The sequence below is a fragment of the Haloarcula sp. H-hyl6 genome (assembly GCF_056934455.1).
The window spans coordinates 111,012-137,585 of record NZ_JBRIIK010000004.1; the positions used below are offsets into that span (position 1 = coordinate 111,012).

21 protein-coding genes are annotated in these 26,574 nt (G+C 59.6%); 4 read left to right on the top strand and 17 right to left on the bottom strand.

All coding sequences use genetic code 11. The annotated features are described in order from the left end of the window. Positions 1-510 precede the first annotated feature (510 nt). Positions 511-1,077, bottom strand: a complete 567-nt coding sequence (locus Hhyl6_RS21235) for a sugar O-acetyltransferase (protein WP_483741245.1) — start codon at positions 1,075-1,077, stop codon at positions 511-513. 853 nt (positions 1,078-1,930) lie between these two features. Between Hhyl6_RS21235 and Hhyl6_RS21240 the strand changes: the two genes are divergently transcribed. Both Hhyl6_RS21240 and Hhyl6_RS21245 read left to right on the top strand, forming a co-directional pair. Next, complete coding sequence (locus Hhyl6_RS21240; protein ID WP_483741246.1) at positions 1,931-2,176, top strand: hypothetical protein; 246 nt, start codon at positions 1,931-1,933, stop codon at positions 2,174-2,176. A gap of 956 nt (positions 2,177-3,132) precedes the next feature. Further along, positions 3,133-3,381 carry a hypothetical protein gene (locus tag Hhyl6_RS21245; protein ID WP_483741247.1) on the top strand — a complete coding sequence of 83 codons (249 nt, stop codon included), beginning with the start codon at positions 3,133-3,135 and terminating at the stop codon, positions 3,379-3,381. A gap of 168 nt (positions 3,382-3,549) precedes the next feature. Here the strand turns inward: Hhyl6_RS21245 and Hhyl6_RS21250 are convergent, their stop codons facing one another. The 6 genes from Hhyl6_RS21250 to Hhyl6_RS21275 form a co-directional block, all read right to left on the bottom strand. Then, entirely contained in the window at positions 3,550-5,142 is a 1,593-nt protein-coding gene (locus Hhyl6_RS21250; protein ID WP_483741248.1) for a DUF3604 domain-containing protein, read from the bottom strand. Positions 5,143-5,656: 514 nt separating this feature from the next. Further along, positions 5,657-6,847, bottom strand: a complete 1,191-nt coding sequence (locus Hhyl6_RS21255) for an anion permease (protein ID WP_483741249.1) — start codon at positions 6,845-6,847, stop codon at positions 5,657-5,659. A gap of 67 nt (positions 6,848-6,914) precedes the next feature. Then, positions 6,915-7,910, bottom strand: a complete 996-nt coding sequence (locus Hhyl6_RS21260) for a formylglycine-generating enzyme family protein (RefSeq protein WP_483741250.1) — start codon at positions 7,908-7,910, stop codon at positions 6,915-6,917. Positions 7,911-8,001: 91 nt separating this feature from the next. Next, positions 8,002-9,519 (bottom strand): sulfatase, encoded by a 1,518-nt coding sequence (locus tag Hhyl6_RS21265; protein WP_483741251.1) that lies wholly within the window; start codon positions 9,517-9,519, stop codon positions 8,002-8,004. Continuing rightward, positions 9,516-9,731, bottom strand: a complete 216-nt coding sequence (locus Hhyl6_RS21270; protein ID WP_483741252.1) for a DUF1450 domain-containing protein — start codon at positions 9,729-9,731, stop codon at positions 9,516-9,518. The genes Hhyl6_RS21265 and Hhyl6_RS21270 overlap by 4 nt, the downstream gene beginning before the upstream one ends. Before the next feature lie 59 nt (positions 9,732-9,790). Beyond that, a complete protein-coding gene (locus tag Hhyl6_RS21275; protein WP_483741253.1) occupies positions 9,791-11,365 on the bottom strand; it encodes a flippase in 1,575 nt (524 codons plus the stop codon). A gap of 255 nt (positions 11,366-11,620) precedes the next feature. Here Hhyl6_RS21275 and Hhyl6_RS21280 point away from each other — a divergent pair, with 255 nt between their 5' ends. After that, positions 11,621-13,036: a sulfatase family protein gene (locus tag Hhyl6_RS21280; protein WP_483741254.1), complete on the top strand. Its 1,416-nt coding sequence runs from the start codon at positions 11,621-11,623 to the stop codon at positions 13,034-13,036. 52 nt (positions 13,037-13,088) lie between these two features. Here the strand turns inward: Hhyl6_RS21280 and Hhyl6_RS21285 are convergent, their stop codons facing one another. Together Hhyl6_RS21285 and Hhyl6_RS21290 are read right to left on the bottom strand one after the other, a co-directional pair. After that, positions 13,089-14,558 (bottom strand): sulfatase-like hydrolase/transferase, encoded by a 1,470-nt coding sequence (locus tag Hhyl6_RS21285; protein ID WP_483741255.1) that lies wholly within the window; start codon positions 14,556-14,558, stop codon positions 13,089-13,091. A gap of 52 nt (positions 14,559-14,610) precedes the next feature. After that, positions 14,611-15,624, bottom strand: coding sequence for an aldo/keto reductase (locus Hhyl6_RS21290; protein ID WP_483741256.1), 1,014 nt, complete (start codon positions 15,622-15,624; stop codon positions 14,611-14,613). Between the two features lie 204 nt (positions 15,625-15,828). Between Hhyl6_RS21290 and Hhyl6_RS21295 the strand changes: the two genes are divergently transcribed. Further along, positions 15,829-16,659, top strand: a complete 831-nt coding sequence (locus tag Hhyl6_RS21295) for an IS5-like element ISHwa3 family transposase (RefSeq protein WP_483739084.1) — start codon at positions 15,829-15,831, stop codon at positions 16,657-16,659. 21 nt (positions 16,660-16,680) lie between these two features. Here the strand turns inward: Hhyl6_RS21295 and Hhyl6_RS21300 are convergent, their stop codons facing one another. The 8 genes from Hhyl6_RS21300 to Hhyl6_RS21335 all read right to left on the bottom strand — a co-directional run bounded on the left by Hhyl6_RS21300 (position 16,681) and on the right by Hhyl6_RS21335 (position 26,509). Next, positions 16,681-18,243 (bottom strand): sulfatase-like hydrolase/transferase, encoded by a 1,563-nt coding sequence (locus Hhyl6_RS21300; protein ID WP_483741257.1) that lies wholly within the window; start codon positions 18,241-18,243, stop codon positions 16,681-16,683. A 74-nt stretch (positions 18,244-18,317) separates the two neighbouring features. Continuing rightward, positions 18,318-19,433, bottom strand: coding sequence for an ABC transporter ATP-binding protein (locus tag Hhyl6_RS21305; RefSeq protein WP_483741258.1), 1,116 nt, complete (start codon positions 19,431-19,433; stop codon positions 18,318-18,320). A 141-nt stretch (positions 19,434-19,574) separates the two neighbouring features. Beyond that, entirely contained in the window at positions 19,575-20,423 is an 849-nt protein-coding gene (locus Hhyl6_RS21310; RefSeq protein WP_483741259.1) for a carbohydrate ABC transporter permease, read from the bottom strand. Further along, positions 20,420-21,337 (bottom strand): carbohydrate ABC transporter permease, encoded by a 918-nt coding sequence (locus tag Hhyl6_RS21315; protein WP_483741260.1) that lies wholly within the window; start codon positions 21,335-21,337, stop codon positions 20,420-20,422. The genes Hhyl6_RS21310 and Hhyl6_RS21315 overlap by 4 nt, the downstream gene beginning before the upstream one ends. Positions 21,338-21,416: 79 nt before the next feature. After that, positions 21,417-22,784 (bottom strand): ABC transporter substrate-binding protein, encoded by a 1,368-nt coding sequence (locus Hhyl6_RS21320; RefSeq protein WP_483741261.1) that lies wholly within the window; start codon positions 22,782-22,784, stop codon positions 21,417-21,419. A gap of 103 nt (positions 22,785-22,887) precedes the next feature. Continuing rightward, positions 22,888-23,961, bottom strand: coding sequence for a TrmB family transcriptional regulator (locus tag Hhyl6_RS21325; protein ID WP_483741262.1), 1,074 nt, complete (start codon positions 23,959-23,961; stop codon positions 22,888-22,890). 74 nt (positions 23,962-24,035) lie between these two features. After that, positions 24,036-25,712, bottom strand: coding sequence for a sulfatase-like hydrolase/transferase (locus Hhyl6_RS21330; RefSeq protein ID WP_483741263.1), 1,677 nt, complete (start codon positions 25,710-25,712; stop codon positions 24,036-24,038). A 41-nt stretch (positions 25,713-25,753) separates the two neighbouring features. Beyond that, positions 25,754-26,509: an IclR family transcriptional regulator gene (locus Hhyl6_RS21335; RefSeq protein ID WP_483741264.1), complete on the bottom strand. Its 756-nt coding sequence runs from the start codon at positions 26,507-26,509 to the stop codon at positions 25,754-25,756. Between the last annotated feature and the right edge of the window lie 65 nt (positions 26,510-26,574).

Here is a 26,574-nt window from a genome sequence, read left to right on the forward strand (position 1 = left end):
TGACCCGGTTCGATGCGACCTTCGAAGCGGGGTCGGCGGCCTTTCTCAAAATCCCGCTTTGAAGCCGCTTCGAAGGCCGCTTCGAAGCACATCGAACCCGTGCAGTCTGGCGGTTATTCATCTGACTCGGAGCGAAATAGCTTCGACCCTCTGTGTCTCACCTGCGCCGGGGGGACTTGCCTTGACAGCAGGGGGAACACCCGACCGTGGCGTGACACATCGAGGACACCCGAGCGAGTGCCGACAGCTCGGACACCCAATACAATGGATACATCTCGATAACGGGGGGTGACGAGAACCCGTCGACCCGCCTCGACGACGCCGACCGCCGACAGACGATGTCCATCGAGACGACTGCCTCGGCAACGACGTCGGCGAAGCGATGGCGCGACCGTGAAGGTTCTCGGTTCACCCAAGACAGGCACGCAGAGAACGGAACCGTACTCAAACACACCCATCCCTGTCAAAAACGGCGTCCAGGAGACAGTCTGTGGAGAGGACAGTACCGGACTACTCGTCTGTGTCGAGTTCCTTGACTACCGTCGCGGGGTTCCCCTGAACGACGACGTCGGCAGGGACGTCCTCTGTCACAACGGCACCAGACCCAACAACGGCGTTGTCACCTACCGTTACACCGGGGTTGAGAACCGCTTGGCCACCAATCCAGACGTTCTCGCCGACCCTGACGGGTTTGCCGTACTCCGGGCCGTTGATTCGTTCGTCCGCATCGAGCGGGTGAGTCGCCGTGTAAATGTGGACGCCTGGTCCAAGCTGACAGTGCTGGCCAATATCTACTCGACAGACGTCCAAGATAACACAGTCGAAATTCGCGTAGAAATGCTCGCCCACGTGGATGTTGTAGCCGTAGTCACAGCGAAACGGCGGCTCTATGTGACACTCCTCGCCCAGTGATCCGAGCAAGTCGTCCAGCAGCTCTCGCCGCGTCTCATCGCCATCCGGTGCTGTCTGATTATAGTGTCTCGTCAGAGCACGCGCATGGTCCCGTTCGGCCACGAGTTCGGGGTCATCGGCGTCGTACAATTCCCCGTTCAGCATCTTCTCTTTTTCACTGGCCATGGCTACGGGTGCCCGGCTGCTCCAAATACGTCTTCCGGACCCCGTTCTGGATCGCTCGCAGGTTCTCACGAACGGCTCATCCGACAGCCGCTCCGTGAAACTAGCCTCCGTGGCATGTCGGCTCCTCGGAAGCGGTAGCACCGAGTGAGCAGCGCAGTCGAGACGACGGCCCCACTGGCCTCATCAGCAGCCACCTCGCAGGACTGGCGACCCCTTGGACTGGGGTTTGCAGACGGGGTACCCCGACTGACCGAGTGCCACTCGCGGCGCTGTGACGGCAGTGAACGACGGCGACTCTCTCCATTCTTGTGGCGGCGCTGAATCAGTGAACAAGTACGACGGCCTCATCGCCGATGTTGCCGATGGGTGCGACTCCGACGCCGACTGCCTCGACGATCCCGACGCCGAGGGAGGTGTGTACGCAAGTACGCCGGCGATCCCGACGATGACTTCGCTAGTGGGGCGGCGAAACCGTTGCGTGTTGAGTGCTCTCGGGAGACCGACGAGTGGGGGACGCCGACCCGTTGCTGCTGGCACCTTGGCGAGGATGTGACTGTGACTCTCGACTCGACGCCGTGCCACTTCGATGGGCGTCGGCCGTGGTTCCGCTGTCCCAACTGTGGCGACTGCGTCAGCAAGCTGTATCGACCCGCTGGTGGGGGCGTAACCGAGTGGTGATTCCGCTGTCGGGTGTGTCACAATCTCGTCTACGAGAGCACGCGCTCCAGACACGACGACAGCGACGTTGTCTTCGGCCCGTGGGGGAGGCTGTGGTACGAGCGCAAGCGGCCATCGAGAGGGTTCGGGACAGTGCCAGGAGTGACGCCGCCGAAGTGATGCGTGACCGTACGAAGTGCGGCGATTCCTCGGCGGCGTGGGAATCGACGTGCTCCCACAGGAGATTCTTGATGTCCATCCGGGTGTTCTTCCGACGTTCGAGGGAGCTCACGAGGAGTCACTGCACTATCTGTTCAGCGGGACGGCTGGCTGGAACGGCCGCTGTGTGGCGCCGTCGACACCGGCCGACCAAGAGTGTCGTCAGTCCGTGACCGGCGAGGCTGCCGTGTGGTACTCCCCCGGCGGGACTCCCGGCGACTGACGCATCGCTCTCCTCGTCGACGGTAGCATCGTCTCGGCCGGCGGGGTGTCCTTCGTCCCGAATAGGTGGGTGTCCGACTGTCGTGACAGCCTTGGGGTGTCCGGATCGTACTGGCGACCAACGAGGTGTCTGGCGTCGCGTTGGCGAGGCCGTCGACGGCGTCGGCGACGCCCTCCTCGCCGTCGACCATGGCGCGTCGCTACTCAGCGGTGGGGAGCGAATCCGGGTGTCTGGTGGATCGTGACAGTGGGCGACGACGTGTCGCCCAGGTGCGACAGCCGCCGGTTGGCGCTGGTCTCGGCGGTAGTCTTGATGGCAGCGACGAGCGCTGGTCGGGGTATCGGTACGGTGTGGCTTCGATCACGGCAGTCGGTGACGTCGTCTAGTGGCTCGATTTCTACGGGTGGTGCTTACGGTGGTGAGTGTCGGTCGGCCCGTCTCTTACTGCTCTGGGGTGTCACACTGCCACTCTGCTTGTCTCACTAATTCTCTTGGATGGTGGCACAGGTGCCAACCAGTGTGACAGACAGTTCGGTTTCATTTGGGATCGGGTGTGTTTCGTCCCGGGTCTGTTGGTTGTCGTACGGACACCGTCTGCTGGAACTGACGGCACTAGTCATGGCCGGGGCGTCACAGCTGACGCTCATCGGTCGTACATTTCATTCTGAGCTGCATTAACATTCGATATCGATACCGTTCTGCCGAAGAGAGTTATCGAAATCCCGACTCATGGTTCCTGCCAACATAATGTCTAAATCTACGAATTGGGGAAAGAATGAATGGTTCCTATGTTAAATCAGTCGGTGTTGGGGATATAGACTATCTATTGGTGGCACTGTATGGGTGGGGGAAATAGTAGCTCACAGAAGAAATATTTCGAAAAGGTGGAATAGGATATAAAATATTTGAAGTGATAGAGGTATTGGTATATATAGGGCTGAATTAGTGCAAAATTGATGTCTGAAGTGCTATATACACGAGTAGGGGCCCCAATATATCGCCAAACCGGGACACAAACCGAGAGTGTAATCGCCCTCGAACAGGACTGGAGTGAGCTCGAAGCCGATCTCATAGCGTTGCCCGAGACGGTGATGGGCGACCACCAGCATCTCGAGTCTGAAGTCGAGCGGGTCCGCGAGAAACACCAAACGCTGAATTCACGGATATCTGACCTTCAAAGCCTCATTGAGTATAACGAAGACTGATAGGTGGATGAGGACTACGAGGTGTTTGAGATACTCGAATCGGCTGGTCCGTCTGAGTCAACCGGATCACTGACCGACGACGACACGATCTGTGTCACTGCCATTTAAGGATATCTCTGAAGCAAATCGAGCTACAGACAGTATCTTCTCTGGTATCTGTGAGTTGTTTCATATCTCAATCCAGATGGGAGACGACCAGGCCCACTGGCCGTTGGTCTGAGCGACCCGTACGTAGTAGTGGCTGGGGCCATCGTCTACTGGGAGATCCTCGAACACTACACTTGCCCGACACGCAGAGCGGGGCCGGGATCGGTGGAGACGCACCTTGCGAGCGTTGTGGTAGACGACGTCCTCGTTCTCGATGTCCTCACGCTTAAGGTCGAATTCGGCCTCGAACCGCTCCCAGGATTCGTCGACGAACGGAAAGAGGTGCGTGCGATCGGTGAGTGACTCATGAGTCACTGCGATGTCGTCATGACCATCTAGGTCGACGATTAGTTCAGTGTCGGGTACTCCAGTGTACTCGACGATGAGGCCTTGTCGGTATGACCTCGCTTCCTCCTCCGGGAGGAATCCCTCGCGTTCGCCGTCGCGTGACGTGACGAGATCGAAGTGACAGTCACCATCACGATGCTCGTATGACTGTCCGAAGCTCACGAAGCGGGGCCAGACGCGCCGAATCGTCCCGTTCTTGGCCCGTAGCGTGCCGGACCACTCGTGGACCAGGTCCTCGAAGTCGCCGTACGCCGGGGACGGTCCCCACCCGAACTCAAGGGCCGTCCGGAACGTCCCATCGTCAGTCGGCTGTTCTGCTGTCGGATGGGTGTACGTTCGCTCGACGTGGCCGTCACGGACGAGTTCGACGCGATATAGGGACCGTGGGCAGTCGACACTGACGTGCGCCGAGGGGCTTTCGGGCTCCTCGAGTGTCGACCCCATCGGCGTCCCGTCGATGTCCCACCATAGTGCGATCCGATCACCGGTCACGCCGTAGGTCCGTCGTTCGCGTATCGCTTCCCAAATACCGTCTCGAGTTAGGTTCGTCGCCCAGACGCCGGTGAGGCCCCTGTTCCATGTGCCCGGAAGTCCTGGGCCGTCGTTTGAGGCGATCACCCCGACACGGCAGCCGCGAGCGAGAGCATCCTGGTAGGTCCCGCCGCTCGTCCGCGGACCCATATCGACGTTGTCGTCCATCGGCATGGGTGTTCCCACACCCTCGCTAGAACCATGGCCGGAGTAAATTTCAGCTACGGGGGACAGCAAGGCGTCGTGTACGTCCCAGTCCTTACCTCGTTCGCCGACCAGATAGCCAGTGTGGTGAGGGACAACGAACGCCTCCCGGTCACGCATGTGCTCGTACAGGTCAGGGAGATCCCACTCATCGTCGAGTGGCTGCCCCTCCTCGCGGTAGATCACGTGGTGGTCGCCCCACCGGCGGCGGTTGCCGTTCCACTCGTAAGCAGGGAACGTGACGAACTCGCCAGGGTCGAGACGGTCCGCCGAGGTGGCCTGGATTCGCTTCCACCACTCGCAGACCTCAGAGACGTTCTGGACAGTCTCTTCACGAACACCTCCCTCTCTGCCTTTTCGGTACCACTTGAACGGATAACAAAATACCGTGGCGAAATCGAGATGTTGGCGGGCGTGAGTAACCACCTCGTCGAGTCGGGTGACGTCCGCTCCCGGTCCAGTCATGTGCTTATGTAGGTCACCCCAGTACAGCGTGTATTCGTCTGGCAGTGAGAACTGCTTTCCTGTCATGTATTATTACATTTTGATAGCGCACAAATACCTTCCGGTCATTCATCGTCCGTTGGCGATACCGGGAACGGCACACGTCCGCAATCGACGGACAATCGATAGAGCGTTCGCGGGCAATCGGTCAACAGTGACTCTGATCGACCCTGCGGCAGATACTTGTTTCAGATCATCTCGACTGCGAACACCCTGCCGAGTGCGATCGGCGGGTACACAGTAGGATGGGGATCATCTCGGCTCACCTGCTTACGGAGCGACAAATCGGGCTGCGACAGACAGCGGTGGACAATGTGGTTAACTTGATTGTCAGTAGCCACTGTGGTGGACCATGACTGACTGTTGGTGGTGGGGATGAGGGGTTTGGTGGGTCCGTCCACCGCTGTCTATCGAAGGGAGTCAGCCAGCATAATTAAATCTTTTGCCTGTTTGGCCGGTAACTGGGCCCGCCCACGATGGACAGTCCAACTGCCGATGTTTGATGACGGACAGTGTATCGCCTCCCAATGGTCGGGGGGCTTCACACGAGCGTGGTCAGAGCGGTGACACCCAGATAGCTCAGCAGCGCCGAGAGCCCGAGAGAGCCGACCCACGCGACGGCGGTGTTGCGCATCTTCAGTACGCTCACCGGCGTGTTTTCGGCTGCGTACCCGCTCCCGATGATGGCACTGACGATGATCTCGTTGAACGACACTGGTACGCCCAAAAACACCGCTGTCTGAGCGATGACGAACGAAGGGACCAGCGCTGCGATCGATCGTTTTGGGCCCAGCGCCGAGTAATCCTGTGAGAGAGCTTTGATCATCCGCGGCGCTCCCGTCCAAGACCCGCTGAGCAACCCAACTCCGCCGAGCATCAACAATCCGACCAGTGGTATCGCCCATGTGTCTAACAGCGGCAATAGCGGGCCGACGGCGAGGCCGACCTGGGTCGCACCCGCGGTGAACGCGACCAGACAGCCAAGCGCCAACAGAAGCCGACGCTCGGTGTCGATCGCCGACCGCGCGTGCAGATGTCTGAGCGTGATACCACCTATGCCGGCGAGAGTGAGCGAAAGGCCTGCCCGGATAGGCGTCGATGCGCCGGCGGAGGCGTCGGCCATCACCCACAGCAGGGTGACGAGTGACCGACTCTCTCCCGGTGGGCCGATGGCCGAAAACCGCATATTGATTACGACCAGCAGCGTGAGGGCGCCTAGCACGCTGACCACGAGGTCCGTCCGAACACGACGGGTGGCTAGGGCTCGCGCGTTGGCGTAGGCTACACCGCCACCAACGAACGGGATGAGGACCCAGAGAGTGACGATGCGCTGGTAGGTTTCCACTGCCAGAGTCCCCCCCATGGCGAGACCGGCGCCGGTGACCGCCCCCGTGACCGTGAACGCCGTCGCAATCGGATAGCCCGTGAAGATGCCCACGGCCACGAGCAAGGCTGCGGTGAACAGACCGACGATAACAGCCAGTGGCGAGAGGGTTACACCCTGGATCAGGCCCGAACCCACCGTCTCCGAGACGTTAGCCCCCTGCAGGACTGCGCCGGCGAACCCGAGCAGACCGACGACAAACCCCGCGCGCATCACCGAGATGGCGTTCGCCCCGACCGCCGGGGCGAACGGCGTCGACCCGGACGACCCCGCGCCGATGGTCCAAGCCATGAACAAACTGCCCACAACCGCAAGTAGCAGTGTTACAACTGCCGTCAACCCGATCATGTGACCGGCACGTAGTTAGACGGCCACAAAGGCATTTCGCTCCGACAGAACTGGCATCGAGACCCACTCACTCGGAGGCGGCATCGACGACACAGCGAAATCCGATGTTACCAGTCGAACTGTCTGGCGTGTTCTTCGACCGGGCAGCGACCCGGTAGCGGTTACACCACGACCGATGGCAGAGGTGGGAGCCGCCTCGCATCACGCGCGCCTCACCTGTCGGCGGACCAGTCGGATTGTCATGGTCATAGTTATCGGTCGTGTGATACGTCGGGCTGAACCAATCCTGACACCACTCCCAGACGTTGCCCGCGACGTTGTACAACCCATGGCCGTTGGGCTCGTACGTGTTGACGGGCGCGGTCGCCAAGTAGCCGTCCTCGCCCGTATTGTGTTCGGGAAAGTCGCCCTGCCAGATGTTACATCGGTGGTCGCCGCCGGGTTTCAGTTCATCGCCCCACGGGTACCGACGCTCTTCGAGGCCACCGCGGGCGGCACACTCCCACTCGGCCTCGGTTGGGAGGCGTTTACCTGCCCACTCGGCGTAGGCCTGGGCGTCCCGCCAAGAGATGTGTGTGACCGGATGATCCAGCAGATCCGCCTCGATGACACTTGTCCCGGGACCGGACGGCCGGAACCAGCTTGCCCCCTCGACTGCCACCCACCATGGGGCCGCCTCGACCTTACTGATGACGTGCTTGTGGGCCTCGTCAGTGAGAAAGTTCTGGAAGACGAACGACCAGCCATAGCGCTCGGCATCGGTCGTGTGGCCCGTCTCGCGGACGAATTCAAGAAACTGGGCGTTTGTCACCGCGTACTTGTCGATGTAGAACGAGTCGACGATCACCTCACGGGCCGGTCCCTCGCCATCCTGGGGGAATCCTACCTCCGAGTCGGTGCCCATGATGAAGGGGCCACCATCGATGCGGACCATTGCTTTCGTCCGGTCGTCGTCGGGCGCTGCGGGAGCCGTCGAGACAGTACCGGTGCGCTCGGGCCGGTCGGCCGACGTGGTGTCATCGCTCCGGGCAGCAGCGCAGCAAGCAGGGTCGTGGTCGGCCATACCAGCTGTTCCATCGAATGAGCAGTAAACGTTACGGTGATCTGGATGGCAGCCAGGATCGTGGATCACTGGCCGCAAGTCGGGCGCTTTTTCAAAGGCCGAGTCGAGACCATTGTGAATCGGGTGCGTCGTACGCCGACAGTCCGGTCTCGAGGAGCGAGCGCATCCGGTCGACGGATTCAGCGTCCTCGTCGGTCAGGTTGGTCGTCTGGTCGGGGTCGCCCTCGGTGTCGTAGAGACGCTCGTCACGGTGCTGAAACCACGCGTCGGCTGGGTACCGCCACACGGACGAGGGCGTGTACGGGAGATATTCTCCTGCGTCGACGCCGGATCGAGCTGTCGGCGGCGTGAACCAGGAGTGTGGGTTCTGCATCATCGTCGAGTGATACATCGCCTGAGAACCGGGTTCGGGTGGTCTGTGATACGTGTACTGGCCGTCTGTGACGTTGATCGACGTGCCCCAGTAGCCATAGAGGACATGGTCTCGATGGTCCGTCTTTGTCCCCCGGATCAGGGGAACGAGTGACTGGCTGTGGGTCCTGTCAGGGCCGTCAATGCCCATCGCTTCCAGCATTGTCGCATAGAGGTCCACAGCGGTGGTTAGCGCTGAGACCCGTTCTCCGGTAGCTTCAGGGTGCCAGACCATGAGCGGCGTGTGAGCGATGACGTCGTAGAGAGTGAAGTCGTTCTTGCCGATCCAGCCATGGTCGCCAAGCGCGAACCCGTGATCGGAGGTGACGATGACCATCGTCTCGTCCCACAGACCCTCCTCGTCAAGCGTGTCGAGGACGCGCCCGAACCACCGGTCGACCATCGTCACGCTCCCGGCGAACTGCGAGCGGACGAAGTCCAGTTCCCGGTCGGTCAGTTCGCTCTGGCCTTCGTCGACTGGACCGTAGTAGGGCCAGACGGGGAGGTCCGGGTCAGTGGGGTCCTCGTCGGTGTACATCGAGGCGTAGGGCTCTGGCACATCGAAGGGCTCGTGGACGTCGAAACTATCGGCGTAGCAAAACCATTGGTCCCACTTTTGATTGTCCCCGATCCACTCGGCCGTCCGCGAGAAGACTTTCGGCGCGAAGTAGTCCGCCTCGTCCTCGAAGTCGACCGCATTACGCGCGTAGGCGCTTCGGTTGAGATACTGGGTCGATTCGGGCGGGTCGGTATCCTGGTCAAGCAATTGGTCGAGGAAGTCCTCGTCGGGCATCTTCGGGCTAGTCTGCCAAGCGTCGTACTCGTTGCCGCGCACGAAATCGAACCCATTGAAATCCTCGTAGTACCCGTGGCTTCCATGCTGGAAGTAGTGGAAGTGGTCGGTGATCAGTTGAGTCAGGATGCCTTCGTCCCGGGCGAGTTTTGGAATCGGGTCGTCGAATGGTTCTAGAGGTCCCCAGGACCGCCAGAGGAACTCTTTGACACCAGCGAGCCACTCGCGGCGGGCGGGCATACATGGGAGACTCCCGGCATAGTGGGAGTCGAAGACCGTCGCCCGCTCGGCGAACCGGTCTAGGTTGTCCGTCTCGACGTCGTATTCGAGGACATCTGGGCGGTCGCTGTAGGCTCCTAGGAAGTCCCGTCTGAGGCTGTCGATGGAAATTAGCAAGACGTTCATTGGCTCCCCTCCGAGTCGGCGAGGTCGTCGAGGGCTGCCGAGAGCGCTGTACCCGAAACCGGTCGTCCATCCACCATGGCGAACGGTCGGTCTCGACAGATACCACATTGTTCCAGGCACCGACGCTCTCGGACATTGACGCCGTCAGCATCGATGTCAGTTAACACTGTAGACACGTGACTGCTAAGGCAGTACTCGACTGTCGATGGCATGGTTCGTCTGTCGTGGTAGACATGGATAAAGACTAGGTCGATGCCGGCCGTTCGACGCCCTACTGAGTTAGCCGCCGTATCGTTGCGGTGGCATGGGACAGCAAGATGTCGTCCTCGCGAGAGAGGCTGTCAGTGAGCGGGAAACTGGCGAGGAAGATAGCGGCGATGACTGCGAACACGCCCAGCAACATTATCCAAGAGACGGTCCCGAGAGCGACCGAGAGCCCGCCTGCCACTGCCGTGGTTAGGAGTATCGGCTGGTAGATGGCGCTCCGGAAGGCGTGGATGCGGCCCTTCCGGTAGAGTAGAGCGAGCCGGAGGAGGTTGCGGAGAACGATGGCGACGGTCGTTGCGACGGCGGCACCAAACAGACCATATTCGGGAATCAGTGCGACGTTCAGACCGAAGTTGACGACTGCGGAAACGAGATTGATCCCCATCAACACCCGCGTGTGCCCCATGGCAATGAGGGTCGCGCCCGTCGGCCCGATAAGGTTCCCGACACAGAACGCGACCGCGAGCAACTGCAGGGCAGGGGCCGCGACGGTGAACGACGGCCCGAACACTGCACTGAGTGTGCTTGCCGGGAAGAACAGGAAGAGCAAGACGAGCGGAACCGTTGCCGACGCGAACCACTTGGTCAGCACGAAGTAGACGCGCTTGATGGCTTCGAGGTTGTCTCTAGCGTACATCCCCGAGACGAGCGGGATGTACATGAATATCATGCCCTGCCACACAATGGGAATGACGCGCACTAGGGGGCGAACACCGTCATAGAGCCCGACCGCACGTGACGTCGAGAAGTACCCGAGCATCAGGATGTCCATCCAGGTCATCAGTTGCAACAGCAGCGTCGCCACCATCAGCGGTGCCGAGAACCCGACCAACGATACTGGAACGGACACCTGACCAAGACGGTCCACTACATCGTCCCTGAATTGACCTGGATTGTCACGATATAGATAGCCAAAGTAGAGGAGTGCTGTGAGGCCGAGTGATAGCGGGAGCATCCGAATCGCCGTCAGGTGGTCGAGCTCTAGGCCGACGACCACTCCTAAGAGGATGAGAAACGAGACGTTCCTGAGCAGTTCTTGAAAGATGACACGTTCGTTGGGCTTGCTGTAGCCGCGAAACACTGCCGACATAACCCGTGTCAGTGTAAAGAGCGGGATTGCGATTGCGACGAGCGCGAGTGGCCGTGCATATCCTATATCACCGAACACGTAAACAGAGATGCTGCGGTTGAACTGGAAGAGTGCAGTGCCGGCCGCGACGGCGACGGTACCGCCCAATACCAATGCCCAGAGGATTTGGGTCCCCGCATCACCAACCTGAGGAGTACTGTCCCGCTGTTCGACGCCTTCACTGCTCTCGCTCTCTTCTTCGTCGGCCTGCACGACCGCAATCTGTCTGGGCAGGCCGTTCTGGAGCCCCAGACAGGCCGCCAGCGAGAAGATGAGGAGGATGGTGAAACTCAACGAGAAGATGCCGTACTCCTCAGGACTGTAAGCTCGAGCGAACACCGACCGAGCAGCCACGTTGATGCCGACGCTCAAGAGTGTGCCCACGGAGACGAGAATCGCCCCGCCGAGCATACCCTCAAGTTTGTCCCGGACGTGGACCTCCGACATCATGGTTGAGGGGGTGTGTTGGCCACTGGTTAACGCTGCGACTATCTCGAACCGGTAGTACAGGATTGCCTACGAGCACTCTTCTCTGGACGAGGATGACTACGGTTACAAATCTTATGGAAACCCCGACGGACAATATCTGTCGTTATTGACGGTTTGTACAAGACACGACTAGAGCCGTTGAGTGAAGGGGCCGATGTAAGCTACCGCCGGTGACTAGGCACAGTTATTTGGGGCGACGGGGTGAACGTCGCGGCTGTGCCATCTATCGAGAACGTCCTGTTGATACTCTCCGACGAGCACCGTCCGGACGCGCTCGGCTGTGCCGGCCATCCACACGTCGAGACGCCGAACCTCGACGCCCTGGCTGCCGAGGGAACACGGTTCACAGACGCATACTGTTCGAGTCCGCTTTGTGTGCCCTCGAGAGCAAGTTTTGCCACAGGCCGGTACGTCCATGAGATCGGGGCTTGGGACAACGCTGCGCCATACGGCGGCTCCTCCCCCTCGTGGGGGCATCACCTCACCGACCACGGCGTCGATCACGCCACTGTCGGCAAACTACACTTCGAACCGGGCGTCGACGACGGATTTGACGACCAGTACCTGACTGAACATATGGAGACACTGGACACGTTCGGCCTCTATCGTGACCCCCCACGGGTCAGGCCCAACGGACGGAACCGCATCGAACGAGCCGGCCCAGTTCCGGACGGACAGGCTTGGTACAACGCGGACGACCCCGAGGCGGTGTGTGACGAGAACCGCTTCGAGCGGGCTGTAGAGTGGATCGAGGACCGTAGTGCGAGCGACGAGCCCTGGTTGCTCTCGGTCAACCCGCTTATACCGCACTTCCCGCTGGAGGTTGAGCAATCCTACTACGACCGATATCCCCCCGCGGAGATGGAGCTGCCCGTCGACTACCCGCCTGCGGACGATCATCCGGTCCTCAGCAATCTCCGCGAACACTTCGATGGTCTGGACCTCGACGAGAGGGCCCTGCGTCGGGCTCGGAGCGCATATTTCGGGCTGGTCACCGTACTGGACGACTATATCGGCGATCTGCTCGATGCGCTGGAGCGGACCGGTCAGGCCGACGAGACGCTCGTGATCTACACCAGTGACCACGGCGAAGTGTTGGGTGACCACGGACTCTGGTGGAAGTGCTGCATGTGTGAGCAATCGGTCGGCGTCCCGCTGGTTATGCGCGGACCCGGAATAGAACGCGAGCAGACCGTCGAGGAACCCGTCTCCTTGCTCGACGTGGTACCGACGATGACCGACGCGTTGGACGTCCCGCCCGATCCAGCCTGGCGAGGGCAGTCTCTCCTCCCGGTTGCTACCGGGTCCCAAGAGCCGGACCCGAATCGGACCGTCTTCAGCGAGTATCACGCTCACGGGGCTAGTCACGGATTCTACATGGTTCGACGTGGCCCCTACAAGTACATTCATTACGTCGATGGCCCCGACCAGCTGTTTGACTTAGAAAGCGATCCTGACGAGCTGACGAATCTCGCCGGGGACCCCGAATATCGTGACGTCGAGGCGTCTTTCGAGGCCGAACTCAGGGCGATTGTCGACCCTGAGGCGATCGACGAGCGAGCGCGTCGAGACCAGCGCCGACGGCGTGAGGACCTCGGCATCGACGGCCCGTCGAACATCGACCCGCGGTGAGCGCAGGCGTGTAGTGCGGGCGGTTAAGCGGGCCCCTCGGCGAGTATGCCGCTCACTCCTCGTCGTCCGCGGTCGGGTAGTACATCGGCGTCAGTGCAGGGTAGAGCCACTCGTCTTCGGGCAGTTCCGGATCATCGCGCTCGTGGAGAATCTTTGAGAGTTGGGAATCGAGGTGTTCCTCGACGTCGGCGTACTCGGAATCAGAGACCCGGTTGACGAGTTCGTCGGGGTCACGGTCGAGATCATAGAGTTCGTTCGTGTCACCCGCGTTCATGATATACTTGTAGCGGTCCGTACGCAGCATGCGTTGCTCATAGGGGAAGTTCAGGCCGTGAAACTCTGCGACGATGTGATCGCGCCAGTCGTTTCCATCCCGTCCGAGGTCGAGGAGGCTCCGGCCCTCGTAGACCTCGGGAATGTCGATTCCCGCGAGGTCAGCGAAGGTCGGAGCGAGGTCTAACAGCGAGGCGAAGGCCGCCGTCGAATCGTCCTCGATACCGAGGCCCCGTGTGATGAACGGAACGTTGTAGATATCCTCGTACATCATCGGCCCCTTGTCGAGGTTCTTATGCGCCGTGACGAACGACCCGTGGTCGGCCGTGAATAGGACCGCCGTGTTCCCGTCTACTCCCTCCCGTTCGAGGGTGTCCAGAATTCGCCCGACTTGGTCGTCGATGAAGGTAACATAGCCCCAGTAGATGGCGATGAGCTTTCGCCACTGTCGGATCGACAGAGACTCGAGATCGGTCTTCAGATAGCGCTGGCGCTGAACAGTCGGCTTGTCCTCGAAACACTCCTTCACGGCCGACTCCGGGAGGTGGATATCCTCGGGATCGTACATCTCGAAGTACCGTTCGGGGATGAAGTACGGTCGATGGGGGCCGAAGAAATGGCTCCCGATGTAGAAGGGTGTTTCGGGGTATTCGTCGGCGTAGGACTCGATGCGCTCGATCGTCCGCTCGGCGATGAAGTATGTGAACGAGGCCTCGACCGGACGCTCGTCGATGCCCCCGATGACGTATTCGGCGTCGGCGGAAGGGTACTGGTCGACGACGTCCTCGGACCAGTAGTCGAAGTTGTGCTCGTCCAGGTAGGCCACGTAGTCGTCGTGCTCCATCGGGTGCATAAACCCGGGGTAGTGCTCGCCGTCGAAGCCGAACTCACGAGGATGTTTTCCCACGTGCCACTTCCCATCGAGGCCGACGTTGTACCCCTCCTCCCGGAGCAGTTGCGGGTAGCAGGGATAGTCCTCGTTGATAGTCGTCCCTGAACGGATATTGCGGGTGACCCCGTGTGTTGTCGGGGCGACGCCGGTCACGATGGAGGCACGGGCGGGCGAGCAGATGGCCGTTGGGGTGTACGCGCGGTCGAAACGAGTCCCCTCGGCGGCCAGTGCGTCGAGGTTCGGCGTCTCGACAACGTCGTTGCCATATGCGCCGATGCTGTCCTGACGTTGTTGATCGGTGACGATACAGAGGACGTTACGGGGAGTCTCGTCGCTGGTCGAGTCACTCTGTGGCATACGGTCACAGCCACGAGGGGGTCCGACAAGTAATTGTGGGCTTTCCGCGTTCTCACAAACTCGGGTCCGTGTTGTACGTGGGTGAGACCTCGACCGCCTCGTACGGTTCTTCCAGGTACTCGATGTCACTCGTCGATAGATCGATGTCGAGTGCCGTGACAGCCTCGCGCAGGTGTTTTACACTCGTCGTGCCGATGATAGGTGCGTCGACGTACTCATTTTGGTTCAACCAGGCGATGGCGATTTGGGCCATCGACACGCCGTACTCGGTGGCGAGTTCCTGCACCCGAGCGTTGATTTCCGATCCGTTACCATTGCGGTAGGGGTGTTCATACATGCTCGTCCCACCGGACTGGGTCTTCTCGGACTCGCCACGGATCGTGTCGTCGATTCGCTCGTCCGGGCGCGTCAGATACCCGCGCGCGAGAGGACTCCACGGGATGACCGCCACGTCCTCGCGTGCACAGAGTGGTAACATCTCGCGCTCCTCTTCGCGGTACACCAAATTGTAGTGATTCTGCATCGTCCGGAATCTCTCCAAGCCCCACTGCTCGCTTTTCGAGAGCAGGTCATCGAACTGGTGGGCCCACATCGAACTCGCACCCGGGTACCGGATGTCACCGCGTCGAACGGCATCATCGAGTGTCCGGAGGATATCCTCGTCCGCCACAGTGCCGTCGAGGCGGTGAATCTGGTAGAGGTCGATGGTGTCGAGGCCGAGGCGGTCCAGGCTCCCTTGCAGTTGGATGTCGATGGCCTTCCGAGAGAGGCCGACGCCATTGGGGTTGTCGGTCCCTGAGCCAAAGTGTCCTTTCGTTGCGACAACGAACTCTTCGCGGTCGTATCCCTCTAAGGCTGTCCCGAGTACGCGCTCGCTCTCTCCGTTCGAGTAGACGTTGGCGGTGTCGAAGAAGTTGACACCCAGGTCGATGGCTTCCTCGATGATTTCGACACTCTCGTCCTCGTCGCGGACCCAATCACGCCACGAGCTCGTCCCGAAGCCCATACAACCCAGACAGATTTTACTAACCGTTACGCCTGTATCGCCGAGTGTGGTGTACTCCATCTGCACGAACGGAATCGGGTCTATGGCAGTTAAATCTTGGTACTCGGTCACATTGGGCGTCAGACGTGGTGTCCCGGCAGTGACCGGCCACAGACCGGAGAGCCCCGGGCGGCGTTACGGTTCGAGGGGCTGTGTTGAATCACTAGACGGCGTCTGGATAGGTCGCTAAATCGAAGGAGTTGAAGCGGGAGACTTCAGTTGTCTATGACCCAAATCTCCCGCTTCACTAGCGAAATCGTCCCGATTTCTCAAAGAGTTACTGGCGATGGAGACGAATCCGCCGCCCCGGAAGGTGGCGGCGGATTCGCCGACTATGCCCTCGTTTCCCTCCACTGTCTGCGGATTTACCTCGACACGTCCTACCGAATGACGATTGACCTGCTCAAAGAGATGCCACAAATAACCGGGGAGATCGGCCTCAGCGCGGCCGATCTCCCCTCTCCATCCACGTTGTGTAAAGCGTTCGACCGGATCAGTATGAGCGTCTGCCGAGTGCTGCTGCGCCAGTCGGCGCAGCTGCACGACCCCTCGAAACACGGCGCGATCGACGCGACATTCTACGAACGCTCAGCTGCGAGCCGCCACTACTGCCAGCGAATAAGCTACCGCGTGCAGAAGCTGAAGGTCACGAAACTCGTCGATACAGACTCTCAAGCCGTTCTTGACGTTCACTGCTCGACGAACCGTGAAGGGAGCGACGCAGACCTCGCCGAGCAGATCGCCCGCCGGAATGCGGGCGATCTGCGGTCTCTTGCCGCCGATAAAGGCTATGACAAGCAGTCGCTCCGCGAATCCCTTCGTGACCTCGGGATTCGCCCGCTCATCAAACATCGCATCTTCGCACCGTATGATCACGCGCACAACGCCAGAATCGACGAACAGCGCTACAATCAGCGCTCGATGACCGAAACCGTGAACTCGGCTGTGAAGCGCTCGCTCGGCTTCGCCGTGCGAGCGCGTTCGTGGTTCCGCGAATTCCGAGAAATCGCGCTGATGTGTGTCGTCTATAACATCAAGCGAGCTGTGAAACAGTGAATTCCACCGCTATATGGCGATTCAACACAGCCGTTCGAGGCCAAGGCGCTCGTACTGCCAGTCAGGAGCCTTCAGCGATGCCATTGCATCTGTGAGAAGCGAGCGCATTCGGTCGGCCACCTCGGGGTACTCGTCGGCGAGGTTGTGGTTCTGGTCCGGGTCCGCGTCAGTGTCGAACAGAAGCGGGTCGTCGTGTCTGCTGTGCGAGGGACCTGCGTACTGCCAGACCGGGCTGTCGGTGTAGGGCAGCGAGGACGGTTCAGCGTCGGGGTGGGGTTCGGGCGTTTCCATCCATTCGACGGTGTTCATCATTCCCGCTGAGTAACACTGTGAATTCATCGATGCGTTACAGGGATGGTGATACGTGTACTGGCCGTCAGTGACGTTGACCGAGGAGCCCCAGTACCCGTACAGAGCCCAGTCGCGATGTTCGTCAGTCTCGCCGGTGAGATACGGCACTAGGCTCTGACTGTGTCGGTGAGGTACATCCTCGATGCCCATCGCGTCCAAGACAGTTCCGTAGATGTCGACGGCGGCGGTAACCTCCTCCACCCGCTCGCCCGCACGTGGACTGTCCGGATGCCACACCATGAGCGGGGTGTGAGCCAGCACATCGTACAGCGGCGCGGGCGGCTTGCCAACCCAGCCGTGGTCGCCGAGATAGTGGCCATGGTCGGAAGTGACGATGACCATCGTCTCGTCCCACAGACCCTCCTCGTCAAGCGTGTCGAGCACGCGCCCAAACCACCGGTCAACCATGGTGGTCTTGCCGGCGAATTGCGAGCGAACGAACTCCTGTTCTCGTTCGGAGAGTTCTGACTCCCCAGACTCGGTCGGGCCTGCGCCACCATTGCCGCTGTTCCCGTCGACCGGCCCGTAGTCGGGCCAGAATGTCAGTTCGGGGTCGGTGGGATCCTCGTCGGTGTACATTGAGGCGTAGGGCTCTGGCAGGTGGAATGGCTCGTGAACGTCGAAACTATCCACGTAACAGAACCACTGGTTCCACTCTTGGTTGGCTGCGAGCCACTCGGCCGTCCGCGAGAACACTTTGGGAGCGAAGAAGTCCTCTTCGTCCTCGAAGTCCGCAACGTTGCGGGCGTAGTTTGTGTTGTTCTTCTTCTTGCCGTCGTGGGGGTCGTCGTCGCCTTTCAGGCGCTTGAGAAAGTCAGGATCCGGGTTGTACGGTGTCGTTCGGTAGGCATCGGTCTCGTGGCCCCTGATCTGCTCATACGCCTTGAAGTCCTCGTGGTAGCCGCGAGCGCCGTGTTCGAAGAGGTGGTAGTGGTCGGTGACGAGCTTCGAGATCGTGTCATAGCCGTTGATGGCTGAAGGGAGCGTCTCGTCGAATGGCTCGATGGGGCCCCACGGTCGCCAGAGAAACTCCTGTGTCCCGGTCAGCCACTCGCGGCGGGCGGGCATGCACGGGAGACTCCCGGCGTAGTGGGAGTCGAAGACCGTCGCCCGCTCGGCGAAGCGGTCCAAGTTGTCCGTTTCGACATCGATGCTGAACGATTCGTCGTACGCGCCCAGACAGTCTACGCGGAGACTGTCCATGGACACCAGCAATACGTTGAGGTCGCTCATGGAAGTGTGAGTGGTATCTGCGGTTGGTCAGCGTCTGTTCGGAAAGGAGCAGCAGAGCCTGGTGGGCGTGTCATTCAGGGGTTCCGGTTCAGTCGCTGGGTGCCCTCGGATTTGACGGTCCGGAACTTGAACGTCGCTCCGCTCTCGTCGAACAGGTATACCTGCTCGTGCGGGAAGTCGATGCCGACCTCCTCGTCTTCCGCCGGGAGGATACTCTCGCCGACGCGGGCGACAACGTCCTGTCCCATGAAATCGAGGTGAAGGAGGTTCTCGTCCCCCAAGCGTTCGACGACGGTCACCGTCGCCTGGGTGATACCCTCGTCCGAGTCGGTGGAGACAGCGATGTCCTCCGGTCGAATCCCGAATCTAAGCTGTTCACCATCGCGACGGTCAGCGACATCGTCGAGGGACATGACGAACTCGTCGGTCTGGACCGTCCCGCCCTCGATGGTCGCATCGAATACGTTCATACTCGGGGAGCCGATGAACTGCGCGACGAACTCGTTTTCTGGCTGGTTGTACACCTCCGAGGGCGTGCCCACCTGCTGGACGTGGCCCTTGTTTAGGATGGCAATGCGGTCGCCCATCGTCATCGCCTCGGTCTGGTCGTGCGTGACGTAGATCATTGTCACGTCGAGTTGGTCCTGGAGGCGCTGGAGTTCGGCCCGCATCTGGGTCCGCAGCTTCGCGTCTAAGTTCGAGAGGGGCTCGTCAAGCAAGGATACCTCTGGATCCCTGACGATGGCCCGTCCGAGTGCGACTCGCTGTTGCTGGCCGCCCGAGAGCTGGGCGGGTTTTTGATCGAGGAGGTCAGAGATACCGAGCAGTTCCGCCGCCTCCTCGACCTTCCGCTGTTGTTCCTCGTCGGAGAGGTCGGTTGAGTATTTTAGCCCGAACTCCATATTCCCCCGGACGGTCTTGTGGGGATACAGGGCGTAGTCCTGGAACACCATCGCCAGATCCCGGTCCTGGGGCGGCACTTCGTTCATAACCTCGTCGTCTATCTTGACCTCCCCGCTTGTAGGCTTCTGCAGCCCCGCAATCATCTCGAGAGTCGTCGTTTTCCCACACCCGGATGGTCCGACGAGAATTAAGAACTCACCGTCCTTGATATCCAGATTCACGTTCTCGGCGCCGATTACGCCATCAGCGTACTGTTTCGTCGCATCACGAAGCGTAACGTCAGCCATGGTAGTGCCTCCATACGGAATCGTTGACGATCATTGTAGCAGTACTGTCCGCGTATTCCCAATGATAATTATTAAACCTTCTGGTCAGGCCGACCGATTCGGGAACGAGTCGAGGGCCCGACTATTCGTCGGTCGAAGGGGCTACGCCGATGCCCCGCCCGTGATGCCCTTGATAAAGTACTTCTGGGTGAGCAGGAACAGTACCGCCACGGGGAGCATGAAGGCAAACGATGCAGCCATCATCAGTCCCCATTGGATGTTGTATTGGTTCGTCAGTCCGACCAAGGCGACGGGCATAGTGTAGAGCCCGTCATCTTGGAGGAAGGTCAGTGCGAAGACGAGTTCCTGCCAGGCGATGACCACCGAGAACAGCGCTGTGGCGATGATACCGGGACGAACCATCGGGAGCACGATCTCGACGAAGATGCGAATCTCGGAGAACCCATCCACGCGCGCCGCTCGAATGACGTTGTCCGGGATATTCTCGAAGAATCCCTTGAGCATCCAGGCAGTTAGCGGCAGGGTGTACACGAAGTACGAGAGCACAAGGCCCGGATGCGAGTTGAGGAGCCCGAGCGTGCGTAGGATCTGGAAGAGTGGAACGAGGATGACCACGATGGGGAAGATACGGCTGAGGATGACGAACGTGGACGTGAACCGCGACCCACGGAACTCGAACTTTGCCCAGCCGTAGCCAGCAAACACCGAGAGAATGACTGACAGGACCATCGTCGTGAGCGTCACGATGACACTGTTCAGGAAGTAATCGGGCATCGGGCCGTCGAGGACGGCCTGATAGTGCTGGAACGTCAGAGTCCCCGGAGCGGGGACCAGCGACGGTGGGACGGAGACGATCGCGTCTGGTGATTTGACCGACGAGCTGATGATCCAGTAGATGGGGAACAGCACGATAGCGAGGAAGGTGTACGCTGCTAGGTACCGGAGGTACCGTCGCCCCTTCGACTCGTATTCCGCAGTTGCGGAACTCACAGTTCCACCCCCTGGCTACGCAGCGTGCGCATGTAGGCCATCATGAACAGCAACATGATGCCGAACATGATGACCGACAGTGCCGTTGCCAGCCCGAAGTTGAACTGCTGGAATCCGAGTTCGTACACCTTCACTGGGAAGATCATCGTCGAGCCAATCGGCCCACCGCCGGTCGCGGTGTAGATGATGGCGAACTGATTGAAACACCAGATGACCGAGAGGAGTACGACGATCTTCAACACCGGCATCAACTGGGGCAGGGTCACATGGCGCATCCGTGCGAAGTACGGTGCACCGTCGATGATTGCAGCGTTTGTGAGCTGATCGTCGATGTCTTGAAGGCCCGCCAAGAGCATGATCATCACGAAGGGGAACCGTTTCCAGACGCCCGCGATAATGAGCGAAAATAGTGCGATGTTCGGGTTCGAGAGCCACTGGATGGGCGATCCAATGAGACCAGCCTGCATCAGCAGGTGGTTGATAATCCCGAACTGCGGGTTGTACATCCAGGTGAACACAAGAGCGACGACGACGGCCGGGGTGATCCAGGGAAGCAGATAGAGGCCGCGGAGGTACCGCTTCCCAGGCAGTTCCGTGTTCAGGAGCAGTGCCAGCCCGAACCCGACGACAATCTGTAGGAAAGCCCCGAGGAGCACCCACACGGCGCTGTTCCTGATCACCGGAACGAACCAGTCAGCAGTGAACAGCGTCTCGTAGTGCGACAGAGTAAACCCACCCTTTGTCACACCAATGCTGAGCAGTAGGGTATTTATCATTGGGTACAGCAAGAGGCCGGCAATCAGCAGGAACGTCGGCAGGATAAACGCGCTGCCGGGGCTTATCCCTAGCTCCTGTAACCGCTCTTTGATGCGATTGAGACTCGATATCGGCTTGGTCACGTTGGTTTCTGACATGGTATGATGTGGTGTGTTCATCACAGACAATAACGCAGAAGTAAAAAACAGTTTGGGACCAGACCGGGCCGACTGTCGTCTACAGAAGGTCGGTGATGGCGCTGTCCAGATCGTTCATGGCCTTTTCCGCGCTCTTGTTGCCGAGGAGAATCTGCTGAATCTCTTCACGGTGTGCCGACCACATCCGTCCCTGGTTGGGATGGATGGTTGGGAAGGAGGAGTTCAGGATCTCTTCAACGAAGATGTCTCCGACGTCACGCCCAAGGCCGTCCTGGAACCCCTCGAACGTGGTCTTCAGCCCGTCGGTGAGAATTGGTGGTAGCCCCGAGTACGAGGTGAGGTTGTCCACCTGCATGAGGTGTTCGATCAGCTGCCAAGACTCGTCGACGTTCTCCGCCCCGCGCGGGATGACGAAGAACCATCCGCCGGAGAAACCGGACGCACGCCCGTTGGGGGCCTGGGGATTGTAGGTAATTCCGTAGGTGACATCCGATTGGTCAAGGGCAGCTTTTTCCCAGCTCCCGGTCTGATAGGCGAAGAGTTGCTCGGACTGGAACAGTTCTCGGAAGTCCAGCGCGTTCTGGTTAACGACACCGTCTGGAACGAGGTTATCCTCGATACCCTGCTGGGTGAATTGGGCCGTGGAGATGCCCGGCTCCTCGTTGAGTACCGTGCTCGACTGGTCCTCGTTGAGCCACGACCCTCTGCCAGTGGTGGCGAAGAAGCCGTGCCATTGTACCGTCGAGTGGATGTGGTCGGCACCCGAGAACCCAACCGGTTGCACGCCGACGCTGTCCTTGACATCGTTCGCAACCTCCATGAACTCCGGCCATGTGGTGAAGTTCGGCTCCATCGGGTCGTAGCCGGCCTGCTCAAGCATGTCCGCATTGTAGTACAGCGAGCCCCAATGGCCGGACATGAACGGAATGCCGTACAGAGTGTCACCATTTAGCGAGCCGATGTCGAACTTTCGCTCGCGGGTGAAGTCCGACCGGCTGAGTTGGTCGGAGCTGTCGAGGCGTTCACCGACCGGTTCGAGTAGGTCGTTGTCGATCATCCCCAAGATGCCACCGGCCGGAACTGCTGCGACGTTGGGTGGACTTCCGCCCTGAACTGCCGTCCGGGTCTGGTTGATGATCTGGCCAGCCTGGGCGATGCCGGACGTATCGACCGTGTGGCCGGTCTGCTCCTCGAAACTCGAGATCGTCGAGTCGAACGCGTCGAGGTTTTCATCCGTTGCCTGTCCGGTGAACATGAGCATGCTTAGCTCGACACCATCACCACCGCTGCTGCCCGTGGAGCCGCCGTCAGCACCGTCGCCGCCGCCACCACCGTCGCCACCGTCGCCGCCACAGCCGGCGATCAAGGATACGCCCGTCGCACCGGTCGTTGCAATGAATTTGCGCCGCTTCAGCTTGCTGGTACTGCCACTGTTCTCTGATGGCATACCTCGTAGATAAGACTCCCCCCACATAAAATTGGGGGTGAATATAACCACATATTGGTGAATGATTCTACAGAGAGTGTTGGATACTGGGGAGTAAGGGAGATCACTCAATCGAAAGGACAGTGATCTGTATCGCCCGGACGTCCTCCAGAATTGCCCCGTAGCCGCCGATGGTGTAGTTCTCCCCGTCGTCGGAGACGACAATAGCTGCCTGGATGAACAACTGGCTGAATGGCTGCGTGTCGGCGACTTCGGAGTCTGTATAGACGATATCGTTCAGCGTTCCGGTGATCGTCACCTGTTCGCCAGAGAAGGTCTCGATACCCTCAACGCGTACACGGACCCGCTCGTCTGACTTTCGCACAGACTCGATGTCCCTGATGAACTCCCGGATGCTGATGTACGTCATCTCGTCTGTCTCCGCAGAAGAGTGGACGGTGTTCCAGGGCTCCCAGAGCTGTATCTGGAAATACCAGTGAAGGATAGAGGAGTGAATGTGGTCGTCGATAACCATCCCGTATTCGTTGCCGTGTCTCCTTTGCACCCCGAAGATGGTCAGATCGCCGTCGATCATGGCCAAGAACGGCAACAGTGAGTTACAGAATCGGACCTCACTGGCCACGGCCGAGTACTGGACACCCAGCTCAGCCGGGTCGTCGACCTCACGGAACCCTTCGTGGAGGGCGATACGGACGATGACATCACGCTCGTGTAGTGTCGCCAATGTGTCTTGTAATTGTTCGAGCTCGTCTGGCGAAGCGGCCAAATGGACGATAGTCTCTGCATCAAGCAATCGGTCCCGAGCTTCGTCGACCGTCGCGGTGTGGTTCTGAAAGACCTGGACGCTGTGTTGTCTAATCGGTGGCTGTTCCCACATCTCCTCTATCTCCGCCGCCGTTTCCTCGAACCGCTGCGATTTCTCGTTCAGTTCATTCGCCACAGTCGAGGGATCGGTAATGCGAGCCCGGAGTGAATCCTCCTCGTAGGTCTCCAGGTAGCCCTGCTGTTCGAGTTCACGGAGTACGCCGTACACCCGAGAGCGTGGAACGGGAGAGTCCTCTGCAATATCCGCTACACTCGTGTCCGTGAGCCTGAGAACCGAGAGATAGACATCCGCCTCATACTGGGAGAAGCCAGCGTCCGTGAGAACCTCGGTGAACATCTCGTTATTTTGCATATCGGCTACAGTCGGGAAACGACAATAAACGTTGGCGTCATTCGACGTAACCCGTGGATCGTCCGCGTGCGTCGCTACGTTTGGTTCCGACCGTTAGGACCGACTGGGGCGAACCTGTGCATTCCGTAGTGCAGTTCTGAGATCTGGTAGTCTCCAGTCTCGCGGGCAATTTCCCACATCCGCTCGGCGAGAGCTCGCTTGTCTTCCTCGTACTCGGGGTCGTCAGCCACGTTGTTCAATTCGTGTGGGTCAGCGGCTAAGTTGTACAGTTCGTCCTCGTCGAACGTGTTGAACACGTACTTCATGTCGTCGTACCAGTAGACCCGCTGTGTCCAAGGGAAGTCCTGGCCGTGGAACTCGGCAAAGGCTTCGTTCCGGTGATCATCGGGAGTCTCGTCGCACAGGAACGGGACTAAGGATGTCGCCGTGAATGAGGGGTCGCCCTCGAGTTTAGCGACGTTCTCGCCACCACGGGCGTGAGGATTCGCAGGCGATAGCCGCGACGTGGGCGGGAATTCATCCCCGACGGCCAAGTCAACAATCGTCGCCGCTAGGTCCTGCAACTGGACGATGTCGTCCCGGACAATCCCGTCAGGGTACTCGTCTGGAGTCCGAACGAGGCACGGGACACGATAGGCCTCCTCGAATGCTGGTGCCCCCTTAAGGAACAGTCCATGGGAACCAGCGTAATCACCATGGTCCGAGGTGTAGATGATGATTGTATCTTCGAGTTGGTCGGTCTCACGCAGCGTCTCGACGACCCGCTCGACCTGTTGGTCGAGGAACGTACAGTACGCCCAGTAGGAGGCGACAACTTCGAGACGCTCCTCGCGTGAGAGGTCCGACCAGACCTCTTGTTGGCGTCGATAGAGCGAGGGGCCGTCGGTCAGTGGATCGTCGAAGCTCTCGGGCAGCTCGATGTCGTCGAGGTCATATCGTTCCCGAAACTCTGTCGGTGGAAGGTAGGGATCGTGGGGAGCGTACGTGCTGATGACGGTGCTCCAAGGATTATCGAATTCGGCAGCCTCGCGGATAAAATCTATACCCTGTGAGTAGACAAAGTGATCGGCCATCCCCTCAACTGGTTCCTCGATCCGTCCGCTAAGAAGGAAGTCCTCATAGCCCTCATCCTCAACGGTGATGGAGTCGGCAACGCCGTCTGGCGAGCGGTCGGGTTCAGGCGGGAGGCCAAGCTCGGCACGATAGTCGTGAAACGAGGACTGGAACTCGTCCGAACGGAGGATGCCATAGTTGTCGAACCCGAACTTATCGAGGTCGCCACTGCGCTCGACGTGCCACTTTCCGAAATACCCGTTCGTGTAGCCCGCATCGCTGAGTCGTTCGCCCCAGGTGGCCAACTCTGATTGAAATTGCGCACCGTATGGTTCTACACCATGTGTGACGTTAATCATCCCGTGGACATGGGGTAGGACACCGGTCATAAAGCTCGCCCGGGACGGTGAACAGATTGGATTCGGTGAGTAACACCGTTCGAACCGCGTACCCGACTCACCGAATTCGTCGAGAGTTGGCGTCTGACAAGGTGAGTCCGGATGGACCGTTGCTCCCTGTTGCTGATCAGTAAATAAGACTACGATATTTGGTCTCGACATCGTCGTACCTCCTAACATCAGGTACCGATACAAAAACATTTCCCAGGCGATGATACAGTAGACTGTTACGCCAACATCAGCAAGGACTCCCGTGAATAATTTAGAAATGCAACGCAAAGACGGGGAGCGAACGGACATCAGAAGGTCCAACCGTGACCATCTGACAAGGAGACCGCCGCTCACGACTCGGAACTGTATCGGAGATGCATCCGCTTCGAAAGGGTCTCTCCCGCCTTTTTGACGAGTTGGCCGTAGTTAGGTCTTATCTGTTCGCTCGAGTCGGCGGTGCTATCGATCACTAGGCCGATTGAACCGACGGGATTCCCGTCGACCGTGATCGGCGCGGCAATCTCACACAGGTCCGAATCCCATGGTAAGGTCGAGACCGTGATGCCATCATTGTTGATCCGGTCAACATTCTCGGTCACGGTCCGGTTCCTGTCGTCTGAGAGGTTTTCGGGGAGTCGGTCGGAGCGCTCATCCACGTCATAACAGGCCAGAACGGCTTGTCCCGACGCAGTCTCGTGGAGTGGGCGTTGGACCCCTTCCATATCTCCTGGTCTACTTCGGTCGTCCGGGTCGATGGATTGGATGTAGATGCCCATGCAGCGATTAGGCACCAACAGTGTAGCCGGCCTGTTCGTGACCTTGGAGAGTTCCTGCACGTTCGATGCGGCCTCACGATACAGCGGATGATGTCTACGGACGGACGACCCCATTTCGAAAAGCCGGAGCCCGGGTCGGTATTTGCTCGCATCACGAATTAGGAAACCGTGCTCACATAGCGTTACGAGATGTTTGTGAACATTTGCCTTGGACATGCCCAGCGCCCTGGCCAGTTCCGACACGCCTGCGGGCTCCCGCTCCTGGACCGCCTCCAAGATGGCGATTGTCGTATCGACGGCCCGAACAGTTTGCTGTTCGCCATTTCCCATACATCCATACTAAGGGTCGATCCACAAAAAACTGTTCGCTCATTTCGAACGTCGGGCGCGGACAG